The organism is Shewanella sp. GJ50-10 (assembly GCF_055808815.1).
On sequence record NZ_JBVVSS010000001.1, the window covers coordinates 3770260 to 3791595 of the forward strand.

20 protein-coding genes are annotated in these 21336 nt (G+C 41.3%); 8 read left to right on the top strand and 12 right to left on the bottom strand.

Annotated features, from left to right (window positions below; all coding sequences use genetic code 11):
- Positions 1–563: 563 nt before the first annotated feature.
- Positions 564–1109: a prepilin-type N-terminal cleavage/methylation domain-containing protein gene (locus AC0L4E_RS15880; RefSeq protein WP_473680044.1), complete on the top strand. Its 546-nt coding sequence runs from the start codon at positions 564–566 to the stop codon at positions 1107–1109.
- 75 nt (positions 1110–1184) lie between these two features.
- Here AC0L4E_RS15880 and AC0L4E_RS15885 read toward each other — a convergent pair whose 3' ends face one another.
- The 8 genes from AC0L4E_RS15885 to AC0L4E_RS15920 form a co-directional block, all read right to left on the bottom strand.
- Positions 1185–3125, bottom strand: a complete 1941-nt coding sequence (locus tag AC0L4E_RS15885; RefSeq protein ID WP_473680046.1) for a TRAP transporter permease — start codon at positions 3123–3125, stop codon at positions 1185–1187.
- Between the two features lie 135 nt (positions 3126–3260).
- The gene (locus AC0L4E_RS15890; RefSeq protein WP_473680048.1) at positions 3261–4199 is read right to left on the bottom strand and encodes a TAXI family TRAP transporter solute-binding subunit; all 939 of its coding nucleotides are present in this window, start codon (positions 4197–4199) and stop codon (positions 3261–3263) included.
- A gap of 531 nt (positions 4200–4730) precedes the next feature.
- The gene (locus tag AC0L4E_RS15895; RefSeq protein ID WP_473680050.1) at positions 4731–7889 is read right to left on the bottom strand and encodes an efflux RND transporter permease subunit; all 3159 of its coding nucleotides are present in this window, start codon (positions 7887–7889) and stop codon (positions 4731–4733) included.
- A 9-nt stretch (positions 7890–7898) separates the two neighbouring features.
- Positions 7899–9089, bottom strand: a complete 1191-nt coding sequence (locus AC0L4E_RS15900) for an efflux RND transporter periplasmic adaptor subunit (protein ID WP_473681702.1) — start codon at positions 9087–9089, stop codon at positions 7899–7901.
- 90 nt (positions 9090–9179) lie between these two features.
- Positions 9180–10580, bottom strand: a complete 1401-nt coding sequence (locus AC0L4E_RS15905; RefSeq protein WP_473680052.1) for a TolC family protein — start codon at positions 10578–10580, stop codon at positions 9180–9182.
- A gap of 273 nt (positions 10581–10853) precedes the next feature.
- A complete protein-coding gene (locus tag AC0L4E_RS15910; protein ID WP_473680054.1) occupies positions 10854–11282 on the bottom strand; it encodes a hypothetical protein in 429 nt (142 codons plus the stop codon).
- Between the two features lie 175 nt (positions 11283–11457).
- On the bottom strand, positions 11458–11655 hold the full coding sequence (locus AC0L4E_RS15915) for a DUF3012 domain-containing protein (RefSeq protein WP_473680056.1): 198 nt from the start codon (positions 11653–11655) through the stop codon (positions 11458–11460).
- Between the two features lie 46 nt (positions 11656–11701).
- Positions 11702–12055: a SpoIIAA family protein gene (locus AC0L4E_RS15920; protein WP_220752980.1), complete on the bottom strand. Its 354-nt coding sequence runs from the start codon at positions 12053–12055 to the stop codon at positions 11702–11704.
- A gap of 156 nt (positions 12056–12211) precedes the next feature.
- Between AC0L4E_RS15920 and arfB the strand changes: the two genes are divergently transcribed.
- The 4 genes from arfB (at position 12212) to AC0L4E_RS15940 (ending at position 14929) form a co-directional block, all read left to right on the top strand.
- Positions 12212–12628: an alternative ribosome rescue aminoacyl-tRNA hydrolase ArfB gene (arfB, locus tag AC0L4E_RS15925; RefSeq protein WP_473680058.1), complete on the top strand. Its 417-nt coding sequence runs from the start codon at positions 12212–12214 to the stop codon at positions 12626–12628.
- Positions 12629–12843: 215 nt separating this feature from the next.
- Positions 12844–13290, top strand: coding sequence for a type II 3-dehydroquinate dehydratase (gene aroQ / locus AC0L4E_RS15930; protein ID WP_473680060.1), 447 nt, complete (start codon positions 12844–12846; stop codon positions 13288–13290).
- Between the two features lie 35 nt (positions 13291–13325).
- On the top strand, positions 13326–13715 hold the full coding sequence (locus AC0L4E_RS15935; protein ID WP_473680062.1) for a DUF3859 domain-containing protein: 390 nt from the start codon (positions 13326–13328) through the stop codon (positions 13713–13715).
- 206 nt (positions 13716–13921) lie between these two features.
- The gene (locus tag AC0L4E_RS15940; protein WP_473680064.1) at positions 13922–14929 is read left to right on the top strand and encodes a class I SAM-dependent rRNA methyltransferase; all 1008 of its coding nucleotides are present in this window, start codon (positions 13922–13924) and stop codon (positions 14927–14929) included.
- Positions 14930–15034: 105 nt separating this feature from the next.
- Here AC0L4E_RS15940 and AC0L4E_RS15945 read toward each other — a convergent pair whose 3' ends face one another.
- Together AC0L4E_RS15945 and AC0L4E_RS15950 are read right to left on the bottom strand one after the other, a co-directional pair.
- Complete coding sequence (locus AC0L4E_RS15945) at positions 15035–15202, bottom strand: hypothetical protein (RefSeq protein WP_473680066.1); 168 nt, start codon at positions 15200–15202, stop codon at positions 15035–15037.
- Positions 15203–15283: 81 nt separating this feature from the next.
- Positions 15284–16492 carry a tetratricopeptide repeat protein gene (locus tag AC0L4E_RS15950; RefSeq protein WP_473680068.1) on the bottom strand — a complete coding sequence of 403 codons (1209 nt, stop codon included), beginning with the start codon at positions 16490–16492 and terminating at the stop codon, positions 15284–15286.
- Positions 16493–17032: 540 nt separating this feature from the next.
- Between AC0L4E_RS15950 and AC0L4E_RS15955 the strand changes: the two genes are divergently transcribed.
- Together AC0L4E_RS15955 and gltS are read left to right on the top strand one after the other, a co-directional pair.
- Complete coding sequence (locus AC0L4E_RS15955) at positions 17033–17242, top strand: TOBE domain-containing protein (RefSeq protein WP_102528454.1); 210 nt, start codon at positions 17033–17035, stop codon at positions 17240–17242.
- 493 nt (positions 17243–17735) lie between these two features.
- Entirely contained in the window at positions 17736–18959 is a 1224-nt protein-coding gene (gene gltS / locus AC0L4E_RS15960; RefSeq protein WP_473680070.1) for a sodium/glutamate symporter, read from the top strand.
- Between the two features lie 127 nt (positions 18960–19086).
- Here the strand turns inward: gltS and AC0L4E_RS15965 are convergent, their stop codons facing one another.
- A complete protein-coding gene (locus AC0L4E_RS15965) occupies positions 19087–19362 on the bottom strand; it encodes a YecH family metal-binding protein (RefSeq protein ID WP_473680072.1) in 276 nt (91 codons plus the stop codon).
- A gap of 158 nt (positions 19363–19520) precedes the next feature.
- Here AC0L4E_RS15965 and AC0L4E_RS15970 point away from each other — a divergent pair, with 158 nt between their 5' ends.
- Entirely contained in the window at positions 19521–19847 is a 327-nt protein-coding gene (locus AC0L4E_RS15970; protein ID WP_473680074.1) for a DUF2956 domain-containing protein, read from the top strand.
- Positions 19848–19939: 92 nt separating this feature from the next.
- Here the strand turns inward: AC0L4E_RS15970 and AC0L4E_RS15975 are convergent, their stop codons facing one another.
- Positions 19940–21307: a hybrid-cluster NAD(P)-dependent oxidoreductase gene (locus AC0L4E_RS15975; protein ID WP_473680076.1), complete on the bottom strand. Its 1368-nt coding sequence runs from the start codon at positions 21305–21307 to the stop codon at positions 19940–19942.
- Positions 21308–21336: the final 29 nt, after the last annotated feature.

Genomic DNA, 21336 nt, shown 5'->3' on the forward strand with positions numbered 1-21336 from the left:
CATCTCCGAGGACGGATGTAAGCGTGTTAAGTAATTTGGCTGGTCGACAAATTAACTCGCTTAAATGACAAAAAGACTGCGCAGAAATGACAACAAAGTTTCACAAATATGATCAAAATGTTAATAACGATAAATAACAACGCTTTACACCAAGATACACTTGGGTTTTATTTGCCATAAAATTAACAATTATTTTACCAAAGTAGCTTTTAATACTACTTTCAGGTGTAAAAAACTGACTTTCAAAAGGTATTAATTACGCAATAACCAGTAAATCCTGCAAGAATTGTTTACTTAAAGTGACAATCCATCCTATAGTCCATCGCACAACAAAACCTTTAAAAACAACCAGATTAAATCAAATGAGCGAACACAGCTTTCTTTTGAGTTATATTTCAAAATACTAAGTAATCTTTAGAGTTTGTAACAGTGAACAATGCACCAACGCCCAATGTTAACTTCAGGTTGCAATAATTTACTATAAACGACATTATTCATTGATATATAGCGTAAAAAGCTCTGTAACAACTCAAGATGACAGCAAGCTTAATAAAGGAAATAGGATGTTTACCCCGAAAAAGCCACAGAAAATTAGTCTAACAAACTCTAACACCCAGCAAGGTTTCACCCTCATAGAGTTAGTCGTTGTGATCATAATTCTGGGTATATTAGCTGTCCTAGCCGCGCCAAAATTTATTAACTTACAAAGCGATGCCAAAATATCAACAGTGCAAGGCGTAAAAGCAGCAATTCAATCTTCACTTGATTTAGCCTATTCACGCGCAGCTATTGATGGGGTAGAGAAAGACGATCGCAGCGTGATTGATTACAACGGTGAAGTGATTGAAATGAAGTTAGGCTACCCAGAAGCGTTTGGCGAAAATGCTGGCGGTGGATTACCGCAAATGCTCGAAGTCGGCTCTGAGATAGACTTTTGTTTTGGTAGTGGAACTTGTGCACCAAACGTAGAAGTAGGCTCGTCAAATGTGCGCTACGGCTATGATCTAGATGATGAAACAATTAACTGCCATGTACGTTATATTGAACCGACTGGCACAGGTGGCTCAGCAACTACCTACACATTAACGGTCGATATCACTGGCTGTTAACCATCAATGTGGTTATTAGATAAAAAAATAGGTTTAGCCGTTTAAGCTAAACCTATTTTTTATTAGTGCATTCTACTAAACCGCTACTTTATCTTGTGTTTTCCATTGCACTGCCAATAACCCCAGTACAACAGCCACGCCTATAAAGCCTGTGCCAAATGGATTAAATAACACCCAAGGCACGGTCGAAATTGCTACTACTCGCTCTACCGTTGAAAGCGAACGTAACAAATAACCTTCAATCGATATCGCAATAGCTACGATAATGCTAGCGGTCTGAATAATCGCGAAGGTAAATGCCATAATGCCTGCATCAGGATTAAGCAAATCGGTATAGGCCATCATAATTGGGATAATGAACAAGCCACCAGCTAGCTTAAATGCCTCAACCGAAGACTTCATTGGGTTGGCATTGGCCACCCCTGCTCCCGCAAATGCCGCAAGCGCGATTGGTGGGGTTACATTTGAAGTTTGCGATAACCAGAACACAATTAAGTGCGCAGTTAATAATGGCAAACCAAAGTCACCCAACATAGGCACAGCCATGACTGCCAGTACAATATAAGCTGCGGTAACCGGTAAGCCCATGCCTAACACTAATGCCACGATGCTGATTAATCCCAGTGCCACCAACATATAACCGCCGGAGAAATCCATCACGAACTGGGTAAACTGTAAGCCAATACCCGTCTGCCCGACAACACCAACAATGATGCCAGCAGCGCCACAGGCAACTGAAATAGGTAACGCTAATAACGCACCGTTTTTCATGCCTTCAATAAACTTTTTAAGACCTATTCGGCTGTGTTTTCGCATAGCTGCTGTGACTAAAATTGCCGCGCAGCCTGCAACCCCAACTAACAATGGTGAATAGGCCATCATCAGTAAGGCGGTGATAATAGCGAGCGGAATAAGATGATGAGCGCCGTGTTTCATGACTTCAATAACGGCTTCTGTGCGGCTTGCCGCTTGAAGGTTTAACTTACACGCCATTAAATGCACGTAAAGTAAGGTACAGAAGAAATACAAAATGGCAGGTGCAATCGATGCCAACATGATTTCGCTGTAAGGCACGCCAGTAAACTGCGCCATCACAAACGCACCCGCACCCATAATCGGCGGCATAATTTGCCCGCCCGTTGAAGCCGACGCTTCAATCCCTGCAGACTGCTCAGGTGTATAGCCCAACTTCTTCATCATTGGAATCGTAACAGCACCTGTGGTCACTGTGTTTGCAATTGCCGACCCTGAAATTGAACCTAACCCAGCAGATGCCAATACCGCTGCTTTGGCAGGGCCGCCGCGGTATTTACCCGCGATAGAAAAAGCGAGATCAATAAAGAACTTACCTGCGCCAGTGACTTCTAAAAATGCGCCAAATAATACGAAAATAAACACTGTGGTCGCTGCGATGCCCAAGGCAGAGCCAAAGACACCATTAGCAGAATAGATTTGGAATTGAATCAACTCTTGTAGCGAATAAGCTTTGGTAGCCATCGCGCCCGGTAACAAGTCACCAAAGGCACTGTAAGCGAGGAACATACCTGCAATCAGTACCATTACCCAACCCACTGTACGTCGACAACCTTCCAGTAATAAGAGTAATAATGCACTGCCCGCGACCAAATCAACTGTGCCCAAACCATAAAGCAAATGGTCAATATCGTTGTAGTCGAAAATCGACATTCGATAACCCGCAAACACGGTTAATCCACACAAGGCGAGGTCAAATACACGACCTACCAAATAGCCTTTTTTACGGCGGTTTTTAATCAGTGGATAATGTAAAAAAATTAAGACTAATACCCAGCACAAATGCACTGGACGAAAATAAGTGGCCGATATCGTTGACGTAATACCTTGCCAAATTTGAAATGAAGACAATAACACTGCGATGATTAACGTAGTGTAGCCTATGATTTTTATGATTTTTTCATATGGAAGAGCGTAATCAACCCCTGTACCTTCGTCGGTACTCACATACTGCTCGGCTTGGTTGCCTTGTTCTTGGGTCATACTTTTTCCTCTCTGCTAATGATTGTCATAACGCCCAATCAATCGCCTAAATATACAAAGGCAACATTACGTTGCCTTTGTCTTTTTCACGTTCACCTAAAGGTGTTAAAACGACCTAGAAAACTAAGTTATTTTTTACTTAATACTATCTAAATACTTTTGCGCGCCAGGATGTAATGGCACACCTTGTAAGCGGTCAGCATTTTCAGGGGTAGTCGCTTCAGCAACCTTAACCACTTTTTGTACTTCTGACATATTTTCAAATGCAGCTTTAGTTAAGTTAAACGCCATTTCGTCACTCATTTTGGCGCTAACTACAATTACGTTCCACACACTTAATGTCGGCACAGCTCCCACATTGTTGTATACGTCTGCAGGGATTGTGTAGTTGCTGTAAGCAGGATTTTTACTGATGAAAGCAGCACTTTCTTCTGCAGATACAGGAATAATGCTCACTTTATGGGTTAACGCTACTTGTGTTACCGCGCCAACACCCTGACCGCCAACAATAAAGCCAGCATCAATTTGGCCATTAGCCAATGCATTGGTGGTTTCTGAATAATTCAGGTAAACAGCAGTGATGTCTTTTTTTACATCAATACCAATAGACTCAAGTAATGCAGCAGAAGTTACCGCTGTGCCACTGGCTGGTGCACCTAATGAAATACGCTTACCTTTAAGATCTGCAAGCGAAGTAATACCAGATTTCTCAAGACTAATGGCATGTACAAGATTTGGATACAGTGCAAACAGGGTATTCACAGGCATGGCACTTCTAAACTTACCTTCGCCTTTATACGCATCAAGCACAACATTGCCCATCGCGATACCAGCGATCATGTCTCCACGTACTACTTTAATAGTATTTTCAACCGACGCTGCAGTCACTTCAGCTTTAACGTTTACTTGTGGGACTTCATCCGACCAAACTTTTGCTAACGCACCGCCAAATGGATAATAAATACCGCTTTGACCACCGGTACCAATTGAATAATTTTCGGCTTTAACCGCAGTTGGCAACACTAATAACAAAGACAGTATCAACGCACGATAAAACATAGCCATTCCCCTCATTTTTATTAAACTTATTAAGCTTCATCTAACAAAGCCTTTAAATATTTATACATTTTTTTCGACTCGATAGTCTCTAAAGGGGTAGATAAAGTCAAGATATCGGATAGTCGTAGAAATCAGAGTGTGACGGTACTAGAAGATATGAGGAAGGGTGATAGCTCGATTACCAAGTGAAAAAAGGAAGTGGTTAACTGTTAATGTGGTTTATGAGTAAGTTAAAAACATCAAATACAAGTCAAATATATTAAATGGAACATCATGGCTAAGTGCGCTATTTATCGCCATTTAAGGGTGGTTTCTCGCGTTGCTATAGGTGTTTAAGACTCCGAATCATTCCTACCTCTGCCGTTTAAGTGTTACTTTTGGGTCTATTTACTACTCCCTACAATCAGGGTTATTTATGTCGAATTCAGCATAAAAGTCGCCATTCGGTTCAAAAATAACAACAACTTTCTCTTTATGGGCGCCAAATCCACTAAAGCCCAATCAATTGATTGGGCTTATATATGCGCTATTTATATCTTCATTAAATTACTTGTCTCGATACAACCATAAATACATGGTCGGCAATACCAGTAACGTAAGGGCTGTCGAACTAAACAAGCCGCCGATAATCACCACTGCTAATGGTTGTTGGATTTCACTGCCCACACCCGATGACAGTAATATCGGGATCAATCCTAGTGCCGAGGTTAATGCCGTCATCAACACTGGGCGCAAACGACCAACAGTGCCTTCAAACACGCTGGTTTGCAGTGATTCTGATTTATTCTGTCTACGCCGCTGATTAATGGCATCCACCAGCACCACACCGTTAAGCACCGCCACACCAAATAAGGTGATAAAGCCAATAGAGCTTGGCACTGACAAGTATGTCCCAGTAACGTAAAGCGCTACAACACCACCGATTAATGCTAATGGCACATTTGCCATAATTAAGCCGACTTGCTTAATACTGCCAAATGAGAAATAAAGTAATAGCGCGATTAACACGATAGATACCGGCACAACTAACATCAGCTTTTGTTGCGCACGTTGCTGATTCTCATACTGGCCACCGACAACCACGGTATAACCCGCAGGTAACTCAGCCTTTGGCACGATGGCATAAATATCCTCAACCACTGAGCCCATATCACGCCCTGACACATTGGCTTGCACCACCACACGGCGCTGCACATCATCACGGCGAATATTAGGTGGCGCCATTTCAATACCGACTTTAGCAACATCACCTAAACGGACTTGTGCCCCATTAGCACCGCGTAGTATCAAGTCTCGCAACACATCAGGTGAATTACGATATTGCGCCGCTAAGCGCACGTTAATATCATAACGAGCATTGCCATCAATCACTTGCCCAGCACTTGCACCACCAATACCTTGGCTGACTAGACTCATTATTTGATCAACACTTAAGCCGTAACGCGCCAATTGATCGCGAATTGGCCGGATAACCAATTGCGCTTCACCGCTGACTTGCTCAAGAGAAACATCAACCGCCCCGTCAATACCGCTAACCAATTGCGTCAATTGCTCGCCTTTTGCAGATAATATCGCTAGATCTGGGCCAAATATTTTGATCGCCAACTGCGCTTTAACACCCGATAGCAGTTCATCAACACGGGTTGCAATAGGCTGTGAAAAGGTAAACAGCAAACCTGGAAAAACGCTCAGTTCGTCTTCCATTAAGTGCTGCAGCTCAAATCGATTATCAGCGCTTTGCCATTCATCAACAGGTTTTAAACCAATGTAGATTTCAATATTACTGACAGGTTCAGGATCGCCGCCAAGTTCAGGTGCGCCAATGCGGCTTAATGCATATTCCACCTCGGGGAAATCCATTAATATCGCTTCAATTTTTGGCGCTATATCTAAGGAGGTTTGCAAGCTTGCGGTAGGTGCTAAAGTCACCCGCAGGTTTATGGTGCCTTCTTCTAACTCGGGGACAAACTCGGTACCTAAACGCGGCAGCAGTAGCATACTGGCGGTAAACATCACAAGTGCGGAACTCATTACCACTACAGGCTTGTTGATGGTGGTTGAAAGCAGTTTCTTATATGCCTTTTCAATCGGCACTAATATAGGACTTTGCTTGAGCGATACACCACGGCGAAATAAATATACCGCAGCGGCGGGAACAACCAATAACGCCACAACTAATGCAGATAGCATCGCCAGAATGATACTCACCGCCATTGGCTGGAATAATTTACCCTCAACGCCTTCTAATGCAAATAATGGTGCAAAGACCACAATAATGATCGCAGTTGCAAAGAAGATAGGACTACAGACTTCTTTTGCGGCTGTGACCACTTGAGTCGTTATTGATAACGATGTTTGACTGCCTTTTGTATTAACCTGGTTTTGCTCTCGAGTCAGGTGCTTAAAGATGTTTTCAACCATCACCACCGACCCATCAACCAACATACCTATTGCGACGGCAAGTCCTCCTAATGACATTAAATTAGCGGACATACCAAAGTAGGCCATTACCATTAGCGCGATACCGATCGATATCGGGATCGACAATAACACTAAACTGATGGCACGTAAGTTAACCAAAAATAGCGCCAGAATGATCACAATAAACACAAAGGCCATCAGCAGAGCATCGACAACTGTTGTTACCGCTTGTTTCACTAGGTCTGCTTGGTCGTAAAACACCTCAAACGACACACCTTCAGGCAATGCTTGCTCGATAAGCTCTGCCCGAGTATTGATATCATCAATAGTGGCTTTGGTATTTGCACCCATGCGTTTTAGCACTACACCAGCAACGACTTCGCCCATGGCATTAACTTCGGTTTTGCCATTTACTGGGTTTTGCTCTTTACGGGTAAAAGTGACCGCGCCAACGCGAATTTCACGGCCATATTCAACCTTAGCAATATCAGCAACTCGCACAGGTGTCCCGCCCACTTCGGTTAGCGGAATTTGTGCTATTGCCGTTAATCCTGCATCTCCAGATGGCAGCAAACCGTAACCTCGTACTACTAATTGCTCTTGGCCTTGGTCCATAAACCAGCCACCAGCATTGCGATTATTACTCTCTAATGCCTCTGTCACTTGCGCCATACTCAAGCCGTAACTGAGTAGCTTATTGGGATCGACATTCACTTGGTATTGACGTACATCGCCGCCAAATGACAATACTTCTGTGACACCACCTACTGGCATCAATATCAATTTGACCAGATAGTCATTTAGGCTACGAAGCTCAGCGGCGTCAACGCCTGACTCTGGTGTCGCCCGTAAAATATATTGATATATTTGCCCCAAACCTGAAGTGTTCGGGCCAATTTCTGGTACGCCAACGCCATCAGGGATCATTTCTCTCGCGGCTTGTAGTTGCTCAAACACTTGCTGGCGAGCGAAATAAATATCGGTACCTTCTGCAAAAACCACAGTCACTATCGACAAACCTGTACGTGATAATGACCTCACTTCAGTCACTTCAGGTAGGGCATACATGGCTGATTCAACAGGATAACTGATGAGTTTTTCCACTTCTTCGGCAGCTAATCCTTCAGCGGCAGTATTTACGGTCACCTGCACATTGGTGACATCAGGGAAAGCATCGAGATTTAATTTTGGTAATATGAAAACGCTGGCAATCGTTATCGAAACTAGAGCAAGCAATACCAATAGCCGATGACGTACGGCTGATTCAATGAGTTTATTTAGCATCACAGGCTCCTAGTGGTTATGGATATCAAAACCAGCTTTTGCTAGTTCAGATGCCAATAAAAAGGCGCCGCTAATGACAATATTACTGCTAGAAGCCAAGCCTTTAACCATATTCATGCCCCGTTGACGCTCAGTCACTTCAACTTCAATAGCTTCAAAACCGTCTTCATCTTCAATGAATACTTGCCAGTGACCATCAGCACTTCGCGTTAAAGCCGCATCAGGCAACACCACTCCTCCATCGATACCACTTGGTAAATACAATTCAGCAAATTGACCCGCATGTAAGCCGACGCCTTTATTGTTAATACTCACCAATACCTGCTCAGTGCGCGTGATGCTGTCGAGTTCATGTGAACGACCAATAATAGTCCCTTGTACAGAAGCCTCACCCACTTTAACTAACGCTGTATCGCCATTGGTTATCCCTTCAGCTTGCGCGGCTGAGAGTTGAGCTTCAACCCATAGGTGTGACTCATCGGTCAATTGCATCAGCGTGCTACCGCCAGTTGATACTTGGCCTAACATGGCCACATCTTGCTGCACTCTGCCATTAATCGGAGCCAATAACTGAAACTGGCCAATGCTAGCAGGCTGACTAGCAAGTGCTGTAATCTGCGCCGTTGTCATATTCAGTGCTTCAAGATTTGCCCGAGCCAACTCAGCTTGTACTTCTGCAGTTAAACGACGACTCGCACTCACTGTACTGGCATTCATTCTCTTCACTCTATTTAGCTCTGCTGCAGCGGTAATGTAATCAGCTTGAGCTTGAGCGACAGCAACGCCACCTAAAGTTAATAGTGCTTGTCCTTGAGTCACTTTTTGCCCTGGCACCACATGACGCTTTAATACCCTGACATCTAATTGCGGCGCTAATGTCATAGTGCGATCTCTATCCACCACAATGGTTGCCGTTGCGACAGCATTTAAGTCAAAACGGCTATTGGATAAATTAACCACCTGTATTCCTGCAAGTTGTTGTTGTCGTGGTGAAAGCACTAACGCATCTACATGTAAATCATCTGAATGTGATTCTGAAATTTCCAAATCAGCCTGTACTTGATTAGGTGCAGGTTGATTAGATACTGAACTTGTTACTCCATGGTCATGCCCTGGGCCTGCCCATACGTTGTTAGCCATTAACCCCATTGAAACCATTAGCGCTATCGAAAGAGCTGAAACATTTAACACATTAGCCATTTTGAAATTCGCCGATTGGTTTCTTGTTAATTGACTGTCATTTAACTTATTGTTTTTTAGCTGTTCTTGATTCGAGTGAATATTCATTTGTTAACCTTTAATTTGGCTGTTATCAGGATTAAATTGCGCTTGGTTTTGTTGGCCAGAAAGTTGCTCTAACAACACTTTTTCTAACTGACCACTGTCGCCCATCCAACTCAGCCACTGTTGGTACAAACTGGCTTCTAGGCTCAAACCGGCAATGACACTGCTGCTCATTTGACGCTGACTTTGAAGATATTCACTGGTACCAATATCACCGCTTTGCCACTGCACAGATAATGACGCTGCAGCCTCTTGACCAGACAATTCCACTAACGCTATCCAGTCTTGATAGCGAGCCAATAACCGTGGCAGGCCACGATTAAACTGTCGCCATTGTTGATGCAGCGATCTTTCAGATGCCAAGTAATTTTGTTCTGCAATGGCGATGCCTTCATTAGCACTGTTTAAGGTATCGCTATAATCATTTCGAATAGATAACGGAATAGAAATGCCAACGCCAAACTTGTTGTCACTTCCTTCACGCTCGGCGCTTAAGCTAATACTGGGGTCTTGAGCTAACTCAGCTTTTAATTGCCCCACACTGAGTTTTGATAGCATGACTTGCTGATAAAGACTTTTAAGGGCAGGAAGGCGAGAATCAACCTCTTGGCTTAAGTTAGTATCGATTAAACTCATTAGCTCAATATGAGGTAGGGATTCACTGCCATATAAGCTATAAGCTGCTGTTTCAGCGTTAATAAGCGCTTGCTCTGCAATAGCAAGCTCTGCGGCGTTATTGGCAACATCAAGGCGCATCAACTGCAACTCAACAAGTGCAATATCACCCGCTTCAACGCGTTGCTCGGCTAAGGCGAGTTGCGCCCTTGCCAAGTCAAATTGCTGTTGATTAAATGACAGAAGCTTTTGCTGTTGCTGTAACGTCACTAATACCAGTAATTGCTGTGACAATAACTGGCTGCGACTTGTTGAAATTTGGGTTAACACAATTTCAGATTCAAGCTGAGCGACTCGAATGGCTGCACCGCGTTTATCACTCCAATCAATGGTTTGGCTTACCGCAACGGTATAAGTGTCATCATCGGGAGCATATTGATAATCAAGCCCAAGTTCAGGGTTATACACTGCGTTATCAGCAGCTGATACCTTGATTAAAGCTTGGCGTTTAAGTGCGATTTGAGACTGCACCTCAGGTAGTTTTTCAAATGATTGCATTAATTCTGGCAACCATTGCGCTATTGCTGAAGTACTCGGCACTTTCTCTGCCGAATGACCTATAGCTAACTCGCTAGAGGTTGGTTGTGTTTTATAATAAGTCCCTTTTTCATTGGGCGTGTTTGATACATAAAACGTATCTACTGCGTAAACTGCAGGTATTGAAATAGCACTCGCAGCCATCGCACAAAGGTGCACTGCAAGCGCTGAGGAAATAATAGATTTCTTCATCATTTATTCTCGATTCGACCTAAGTCAAAACCATAAAATTAATTGATGATTAACCGTGCAGGAATTGTTATCCCTTCATCGAGATGTTTCGTTTTAAGCCAGATAGCTAATGCCAGATAGCTGCGACAAGTTAACGATTACAAAATATGAGCGCTCAAAAACGAATCACTAGATAAAAGAAGTTACAGCCAATAATGAGCAGTAAACAAAGCAGTGGTGCTTTGAACTGAATCAGCCAAACAAATCTTTAAGTATGCAAAATTAATCAGTTAAGGGTTAACTGATTAATGAAATTGGCGGGCGGTAACTTAAACGAGCCTCTGGTGGAATGTACGCTTGGATAAAGGTTTGAGGAGCCTCTGATATAACCGCGGTTGGCAATAGCTGCGCAATCACATCAATAGTGGCGGAATAACCGCCATGGCACTGACAATCTAAACACAATTCATAGTTTTCAATGTCGCTTAATGTCACATGGCTATGCAACTCAGATTGGCTCGAGGTGGCATTAAACAGATGGGTAAGATCATCAGCCTTATTACAGATATCAGCAGGCGCTGAAATCACCAAATGAGCATGGTTCACTTGCTCGTTTTCACCATCACCAAGATGCAACTGATGCTCACCTAAGTTGGTGCTGATAAATTGCAACAACATAACGGCGAGCATAACTTTAGCAAATTGTCTAAACGTTGATAGTGACAACAAATGAACCCTATAAATGAGATAGCTGACTAAAATATTCGACTAATATATCCGACTAATATAGTCGACTAAATAGCTGTAAATAATAGGACTATGAGTCTAGCCAAAAGTTCTCATCTGGCTAGCTTCAAATGTAATAATAATCAGCTAGATCACAATTTACATCTAAAAAAGTCTAAAATACACAATGTTTTGCGTAATCTGCAGCTTCGTTAGAGCTCCAGTCGCCGCTTGGTTTTTCCTTCATTTGCTTACACCAAGCTTCACTACCGACTTCTGGAGCACAAGCAGTTAAACCTAAAACAAGTACACCCGCTGATATTAACGCTGCAACTTTTACTGAAACTTTAGATACTGACGATTTAATAGACATAATGTAATAACTTCCTTGAATTAATAACCTAAATAAACAATTAAATTTAATCTAACAACCAAGCGATCGCTTGCTGCTTTTGTTCTAACGGATACCAAGCCACTTCGCCTTGCATAAATGGCCCTAATAAATTTACTGAATTACCGACCCAGTCAGGGCCACCGACAAATACTAATGCATCAAAGTGTGGAAGTTGGACTTTATCGCCACCCGATAACGAACTAACATCCCAGCCTTCAAGCAGCACATCGGCTTCGATATATAAACGAACTTTGCCGCTTTGTTCGCGATACTGAGTGATGAGTGGTTGCAGATGAGTTTGATAATCTTGGGTAGATAAACGACCACTGACAAACAAACTAATAACACCTTCGGCAATATCTGGGATTTGGCACAACATAAAGCAACTCCAACGGTAATGCGGCTGACAATATGAATTTATCAGATTGCTGCCTATATTCTTGCTGATAGTAACAAATCTTATCAGCAGTACTATAGAAAAGTTTGTTAAACTCAACACACAAATGCGTAAAAAATAGTTAAGTTAACTCAATAAATGATAAAGATTACCAACCGCGTCAGCATTGAAGACAATGAAATTGAATGGCAATTTATCCGTTCAAGTGGTGCGGGCGGCCAGCATATTAATAAAGTCTCCACCGCAGCGCAGATTATTTTTGATATTAGACAGTCTTCACTGCCAGAATTCTATCAGCAAAAACTACTAGCAAAAGCCGATCATCGAATTACTAAAAGCGGCAAAATCATCATCAAATGTCAGCAGAGTCGCAGCCAAGACTTTAACCGCCAGCTAGCCTTAGAGCAGTTTATAGAATTAGTAAAAGGTGTTGGAATAGTGCAAAAAGCTCGGATTCCAACCAAAGCTACCAAAGGCAGTCAGCGCCGCCGAGTCGATTCGAAAAAGAAACGTGGCGCCACTAAAGCTTTGCGCAGCGGCAAATCAGATTATTAATCTATGATGATAAATGCGAGTACTTGATAGAAAACCAGTCTGATTTAACAATCATAAGCTCACATTTTGTGAATTTGAATCATGAAAATAATTCCCCGCTTGGCAATCGTTAACGTGATAAATTACACTGACATAATCGACTTTAAAATAGTTTAAACATACCTAGATTAAAGCTTCGTATAAGCAATGTCCCAACTATTTAGCAAGGAAACTCAATGACGACTCAAGCCAAAATATTGTTAGTAAATGGCCCTAATTTAAATTTATTAGGTCGTCGTGAGCCAGGTTTATACGGCAGTGATAATTTAGAAACCATCGTCGCCAATGCTAAAGAGCAAGCTGATACTGCTAATATTGCCTTTGACCATATTCAATCTAACGCAGAGTTTGAGCTTATCGATGCAATACACGCAACCGATGCGCAGTTTATTGTGATTAATCCTGCGGCGTTTACTCATACCAGCGTGGCATTACGTGATGCGCTATTAGGGGTCAATATTCCTTTTATTGAAGTGCATATTTCAAATGTGCATGCGCGCGAGCCTTTTAGACATCACTCTTACCTTTCAGATAAAGCGGTCGGTGTAATTTGCGGTTTAGGCATTCAAGGGTATGAGTTTGCCATGCAAGCTGCGATTAAACAGTTAACTGAAGCTAAATAGCCGCTCTACATAAAATACATTTAAAGTAATCAGTTATGAGTAAATTAAAAGCCGATGTCAGCATTATCCAGTCAGGTATTTTCAGCCAATGGGATTCTGATAGCGATGAACTGCCGCGGTTTTTAAAAGCCACTGTACATGTACCTGCTGTATTAGATATGGAATTTGGCTTTGTAACCCGCATTAAAAAAGCTAAAAACCAAGTACTCCGGTACTGTATTTATCACCCAGATATACCTGATGCAGATGGTAATATTCGCGAGCCCTTCGATGGTGAAGTGTATATAAAAGAAAACGATTGGAAGTTTTATTTAGGCGACTGTATCTGGTCACCTGTCAGTAACAAAGTGGGTAACTGGCGTATGACACTTGAGCTTAATGGTAAAATTATTGCAGATAAAACCTATAAAGTTTACTTGCCTTAACAGGACATTACCCACAAGAATTGCTGAATTAATTCTTCAATTTCCATCATTATCTAAGGCAGTCATTTCAAGCTCACTGATTAAGTCATTACTCATCAGTAGTGCAAATAGCATTAACCTGAGCTTTTTATCACGCTTTTACCCACAGCGGCCATTAAGCTTGATATAATTAGCGATTGATTCTTTTCTTCTTTGAGCACTTATCTATGTCTTTGCAGTCTTCACTCACCCTAGCTATCACTCAACGGGCGGAGTTTCTGGCTAATGCTGAACTCAATAACACCGATTGTTTCCGTATTTTCCACGGCACGGTTGAAGGCGAAAATGGGTTAAACATTGATAGATATGGCAATGCTTGGCTTATTCAGACATTTCATCAAACGTTAACTGAAGATCAGCTTGAAGAAGTCAGCTCTGTATTAACTAAGCTCAATGACTTACCGGTTATTTATAACGATCGCGCTAAACGTAACTCTCGCATCGAAAATAACCTTCACAGCGAACATCACGAGTTTGCTTGCTCAGAACAAGTCATCCAAGAAAATGGTATTAAATTTACTTCTAAATTGCGTCATGAAGGCCAAGATCCATTACTGTTTCTAGACATGCGCATCGGTCGTGAATTTGTTCGCGCCAATAGCCAAGATAAGACTGTATTGAATTTGTTTTCGTACACTTGTGGCATTGGTACAGCAGCAGCCATGGGCGGTGCAAGTCGAGTCGTTAATGTTGATTTTTCATCATTTGCATTGGCAGCAGGTATAAAGAATGCCGAACTAAATGATGTTGCTGAAGTATGCGAGTTTATTCAAAGTGACGCCTTTCCTGCACTCAGACAGTTAGCAGGGCTTAAAGTGGGTGGTCGCCGCGGTCAAAAACTACCTAAGTACCCAAAACTTGCAGCAACACAATTTGATTTAGTTTTCTTAGATCCTCCACGCTTTGCTAAAAGCCCTTTTGGCACTGTTGACTTAATCAATGATTACCAAGGGTTATTTAAACCTGCGATGTTAGCAACTAAGGATGGCGGTACTATCGTTTGCTGTAATAACGTGGCAAAGGTTGAACGTGAAGCTTGGTTAAATAGCCTAGTGCGCTGTGTCGAAAAACAAGGGCGTAAAGTATCGTCATTAGAGTGGATTCATTGTCATGAAGACTTCCCTTCTTTCGATGATAACCACCCACTTAAAATGGTGGCGTTAACGTTAGCCTAGACCTGAACCTGAGCCTGAACCATAGGCTGAGCCTTACCCTCAAGAGAATAAAGCCACGCTATGTGGCTTTTTTATTGAGTGTTTACTATTGAGAATCGCTTTTTATCAGTTAGATTTATCCCATATATTTTTGCCTGTTTTCAGGTTATATATAAGGTTAATCCCAGAAAAAGTCATTATTAATCCACAAAAAGCCCAAAGATAATCCCCTTCTTTGAGGCCGAGAACTAAACTTAAAACACCAATGATAAAAACAAATAATTGACTGAACATAGTAAACATCCTTATTTAACAAGTCTTAGATAAGTTTAAATGTACTTATCTATCAAAAATATCAATCCATAAAAGCCATTATCAACCTTGCTTTAACCAATTAAGTTTAGCCAAATACTTTTGCTGATTCTCATCCATTGAGGTCAAATCTAGAGCTTGTTTTAGGGTATTTTTAGCGCTTAAAAACTTGCCTTGTGCACTTTGCGCTTTAGCCAACTCGTAATAAGCTTGATGATAATAAGGCGTGTTTTTAATAAACTTTTTAAAGTAGACCTCAGCTGTTGAGTACTCTTGTAGCCTTAACGCCTCAATTCCCATCGAATACCAGCCGTAAGGACTTTCATTTTCAAGGCCTAATAACTGCTGGTTAATCGCTGTAGCCTCATTAATCCGGTCATTTTTCATGAGAGAATAACTATAATTACTTAGCAATGTCAGCGAGTTACTTTCGAAGTTTAATCCGTATAAATAGAAATTTTCTGCCGTTTTAAAATCCCCCACTCGTCGATGAACAATCGCCATCATATTAATTAATGGGGTGTACTTTGGCGCGAGTGAAAGGCCTTTCTCAAGCAGGGCATATGACAATAACAAATCTTCATTTAACAATGCATCTGCAGCTAAATTACGATAAAACATGGCTAAAAACTCATTATCTGAAACCACACCACCGGTTCTGTCATTTCTATCAGGGAAGTAATCAATCACGATAAAGTCACTGTTATTCACATAAACACCGCCCGCATCGGTTTCATATAAAAAAGTACGTACATGATCAGATGACACCACTAAATCATTAGAAATATGAGTCAATAACGGCGCAGAGTGAACCACTTGAAACACAGCTCTTACATCTAAATACTTGGCAACACCATAGGTCAACATCGCCAGTGCCATACAGTTTCCAGACTTATTTTGCCACGCTTGTGAGGTGTTATAATTTAAGCCTTCATAATTAAAATTAACCATTTTGTATTGGATAAACTCTGCGACCTGATTTCGTTTCGGTAAGTTTTTAATATTATCTCTGGCAATAAACGCATTGAGCTCATCTTTTTGCTCCGGCAGCAAACTTGATAAACTTGCAATAGAGGGAATATCTACAGACTCTTTAGCGCTGATAAAGTACGAACCCGTTTCCGGCAGTGGGATTTCAGATGCGGTATGTTTTTGAGTTGAACTACAACCACTAACAACAAGGCACAACCCTGTTAGTAACATTAAAATATTCGGGGTAATTTTCTTTTCTAAAAACTGACTCAATCCAGTATTTTGCAACATCCTTGGCATAACATTCCCTACGTATGAAGACCGACTCTGTCCATTAATTTGGTTATCAGACAAGCACAATCATTAAACTAGCATGTTCTTTATTTATAAATCTACTGAAAATGAATGTTCCCCGTCACAACAAATAAATGCAGTTAATAGACTGATTTTAATACATAAATTATCATTTCAATGACTATTCTGATAGCTTTATCATTATTCCCCATAAACGCAAATACTCATTTAGAGCTCTCAAAGTCCCAGCTTGCTTTAACTCACTACAGATACAGCCAATGAGGTATTTCAAACACTCAAAGCTGTAAGATTATTCATTCTTAAATGATTAATTTAATTTAAATTTACTACTTATTAATGACTTTAAATGTGCAAGATAAACTATGCTTTTGTGACTCAAATTGAGATACAGTGCTCAAATCTTTAAAATGATCACTAAACCAGTAGTAATTTAGGCTCAATACCATTGCAAATGATTGTTTATAATATAAATTAGCAACATACATCAATGTTATGTATACGTTTATTAACTGGAGATTACAATTTATGAAAATCAGTGCACGCAACTCACTTGTTGGCAAAATTCTTTCTATTGAAGAAGGTTCAGTAAACAACGAAGTGGTCATCGAGCTTGCTCAAGGTGTAGAAATCACTTCAGTTGTGACAAAAAAATCTTGTGAGCAACTAGGATTAGTTGTTGGCGGCAATGCTTACGCAATTATCAAAGCAAGCAATGTGATGGTAGCAGTAGACTAATTTTACTGTCTTTATCAGTAGCAGGTTTACAAAGCATGCTACAGATAAATATGAAGTGGAACTCGGATCATTATCCGATTCCACTTTTTTTATGCCTTAAATAGTCAGTATTAAACTCATGATTCGAAACCACGAGCACCTTAATAACTATCTATTTTTATAAAGATAAAACCAACAACCTGAACACACAAGACAACTCACCAAATCCATTTTTATGCAGAATCTACGTCTATCAAACCCGTAACAAGCAACGGTCAAGTGTTCTACATTTGTATCCGCGAGCTTAACATCCACCCCAATGACATTAATGTCATGTTAATTTAAGCCTGATTCAGCTTGTTAATCCTCCATTTAACTTCGTTATCATTATATTTAGCCTTCTCTTAATCTATAATCAGCATAACTAATCAATTAAGTCATAAATAAAGGCATACCATATGGTGATGCGCTGTAGCAGTGCGTAACATTTTTATTGCTACCCCATAGGAGTTTCATGAATACAGTCTATTCTATTGGAGAACTCGAATCGTTTCTCATCGCGATTTTAGTTTTATTTATCGGCCACTCGGTCAATCGGCACTTAGCCGCTTTCAGAAAATATAATATCCCTGAACCCATTGTCGGTGGACTTATTGTCGCTGGCTTTATCACAGTTTTGCACTTCAATAACATCAGCATAGAGTTCTCTTTATCTATGCAAAATACCCTAATGTTGATGTTTTTCAGTACCGTCGGTTTAGCCGCAAGTTATAAGTTACTTTTAAAAGGCGGCAGTAAAGTCTTCCTTTTTCTCGGTATTGCCTCGCTTTATATCATTATCCAGAATGCTGTAGGGGTCAGTTTAGCCACAGCACTAGGACTAGAGCCTATTATGGGCTTGATAGCTGGATCTATTACACTATCTGGTGGACACGGTACAGGCGCAGCTTGGGCACAAACCTTCCAAGAAAATTATGGCATCAACACCCTTGAATTTGCTATGGCAGCTGCCACCTTCGGTTTAGTCATGGGCGGTATTATTGGTGGCCCTGTAGCCCAGAGATTGATCAATAAAAACAACTTAGTTTCTTCTTACGGCATTGGTGGCAATCACCACAAAGACCACCCTGATCTCGTCACATACGATCAGTTAGAAGAAGATAGAGTCACTGCTAAGAAGATTTTAGAAGTCTTATTTGTACTACTACTGTGTGTTGCTGGTGCTAAATGGTTCGGTAAGTTCGTCTCGGTGATGGACATTGGCTGGCTAAAAATGCCTGAATTTGTTTACGCATTATTCATCGGTGTGGTTATTACCAATGCAACAGAGATGACTCGTGGGTTTAAGATTAATAGCGAGTGTGTAGATATTCTCGGTACTGTTTCATTAGCCTTATTCTTATCAATGGCGTTAATGAACTTAAAACTTTGGGAAATTTTTGACCTCGCAGTACCGCTATTAATCATCTTATTGACTCAAGGTATTGTACTGGCATTTTTTGCTTACTTTATCACTTTCAGGTTGATGGGCAGTAATTATGATGCTGCGGTAATGGCTGGCGGTCATTGTGGCTTCGGTATGGGGGCAACCCCGACTGCGGTTATGAACATGGGAGCATTAGTGTCACGCACAGGCCCGTCACCACAGGCCTTTATGGTGGTACCAATTGTTGGCGCATTCTTCATTGATATCGTTAATGCCATTATCTTGCAGGGCTATTTAAGCGTGATTGGTTAAAACGCTATAAAGTGACTTTCAAATTATGAATACAAAAATGCCAGTCATCGACTGGCATTTTTATTATTTAACGGTGCTAACTCTAGTAAGAATAGCCACCGCAAGATTAACTGGCTTTATTCAGCCATTAATCGTGTGAATGGCCTTCTTCACCGTGCTCTTTACCTGCACAGTGACCACACTGATTAATTTGAAAGCCTGCTTCTGTTTCAGTTAAACGGCCATTGCTGATAAATAAATCTACCAGTTGTGCACTTGTCATATCGCTTGCACGACAAGTATGAAATTGTGCATTCTCGCCAAATTCCTGCGCCATAAGAGCAAGCCATTGCTGATGTGGTTGAGGCGTATTCTGCGCTTTCATCAACTTAATAACATTACGACCATGAATAGAGTCAGACATTTAACGATTCCTTATATTGAAAAATCCATTTTACGATAAAGCGGCGTGCCCACTCGTGCGATAGCTCATGGTTTAACAAAAATTAATCTACAATTTATCTTCATCGGTAAGATTCGGTATAGTGTAGTTAGAATTTAACACCGTGACAGAAGGCAGTAATGGCGAAAAATATTTCCCAAGAAACCCAAAATGAAGCAATGAAAGTCGCTAAAGCCACTCAAAAACCTTCGCAAACCAAAGAGCAAACTAAACTGATTGCCCAAGGTATTGAAAAAGGCATTGCGGAGTATAAAAAGCAACAAAAGGCAAAAGCCCGTGGCCGTGATAAACAGCGTAAACAAGATTTGAAAGCCAAGACACGCCAAGAAACGAGTGAAATAGAATTCAATGCTGAAGCGCCGACCTCATCGCCTAAATTCCCGTGGATATTGCTGGTAGCGAGCTGGGTGGGATTTTTAATCTATGCCTTATTAAACGGCTCATGATGCCAGGTTTTTCATTTGCATTAGCCAATAAAAAAGTCAGCTGTCGCTGACTTTTTTGTTTATCTGCTTATCAACAAGTTACGTATTAAACACTACATTTTTAACGTCACGTCTGAAGTGATTTTAGTTGAGCAAGCAAGTACATAACCCGCGGCGATTTCATCTTCAGTCAATGTCATCGTACTTGTAGACTCGGTCGTTCCCGAAGTCACTTGGCACTTACATGCACCACATACACCGCTTCGACATGCCGCAATAATGGGTAATCCTTCAGACTCAATACCATCTAATAAGGTTTGCTCAGCCGATAATGGGATGTTTTTATCAGCGATTTTAAGCATAAACTGAGCGCTTTCTCCACCACTCGTATCACTACTTGCATCACTCATAACCGCGCTAGGTTTCGCAGCGCCGCCAAAGCTTTCTTGATGGAAATTTTCCATGTTAAAACCGCTTGTTTCAAGCAAAGATTTAACTGCAGCCATATAAGGTTCAGGCCCACATACAAAAATGGTTCTTTGCTTAAAATCAGGGATTAACAAGCCAAGCTTTTCAATATCGAAACGACCCAACATTCTGCTATCGCAGCTTGTATGGTTAACACCTTGTTCAAGCTCAGGCGCCGACTCCAATAAGTAATTTAAATTAAACTTAGCGCTACGATGCGCCATTGAACTTAATCCATCAGCAAAAATAATATCGTCATTACTGCGCGCACTGTGCACAAAGCCGATATCACTGCCGACTCTGGCATCCAATAACCAACGAGACATAGAATACATAGGGGTAATACCACTGCCAGCACTTAAAAATAAGTACTTATCTGCAGTAATATCCACAAGATTAAATGCGCCATCTGGGCCCATTACCGTGACTACATCGCCTTCATTCACCTTGTCTGCTACAAAGTTAGATACTTTGCCGCCTACAATACGTTTCACCGTCACCACGATTGAGAAAGGTCTAGAAGGTGAAGATGACATGGTGTAACTGCGATAGACTAATTCACCATCAATTTCTAATTTAAAAGTAATGAATTGGCCCGGCTTGTAATTGAATTTAACAGGCGTTAAGCCTTGAAAGCGAAAACTAATCACATCATGGGTTTCATGCCATTTCTCAACACAGCGAAGCTTGATATCTCCACGCTGCCAATCATCTGCACTTAATAATGCTTGGTCTTCACCATTTGAAATAAGCTTGGTTGCTGCTTTTACATCAGTTTTTACTTCAGTGGTTATTTCCGGTTTTTCAGATTTTTTAGCTGCACTTGCCAAAGCCCCTGACATTGAAAATCCCATACTAGGTTTCGCTGGTTTAGCTACCGCTTTAGGTTTACCTATGGGCTTATCTAGAGTTTTCGCTATCGTCTCTGCCTTTTCATCTTTAGAAGCAGATTGAGCAGAAGCTGATTGTACTGAGGAGAGCGCTGCTGAAAATGAAAATCCTGATGAGCTCATAGGGCACCTTTCACTGGGTCAATGATAAA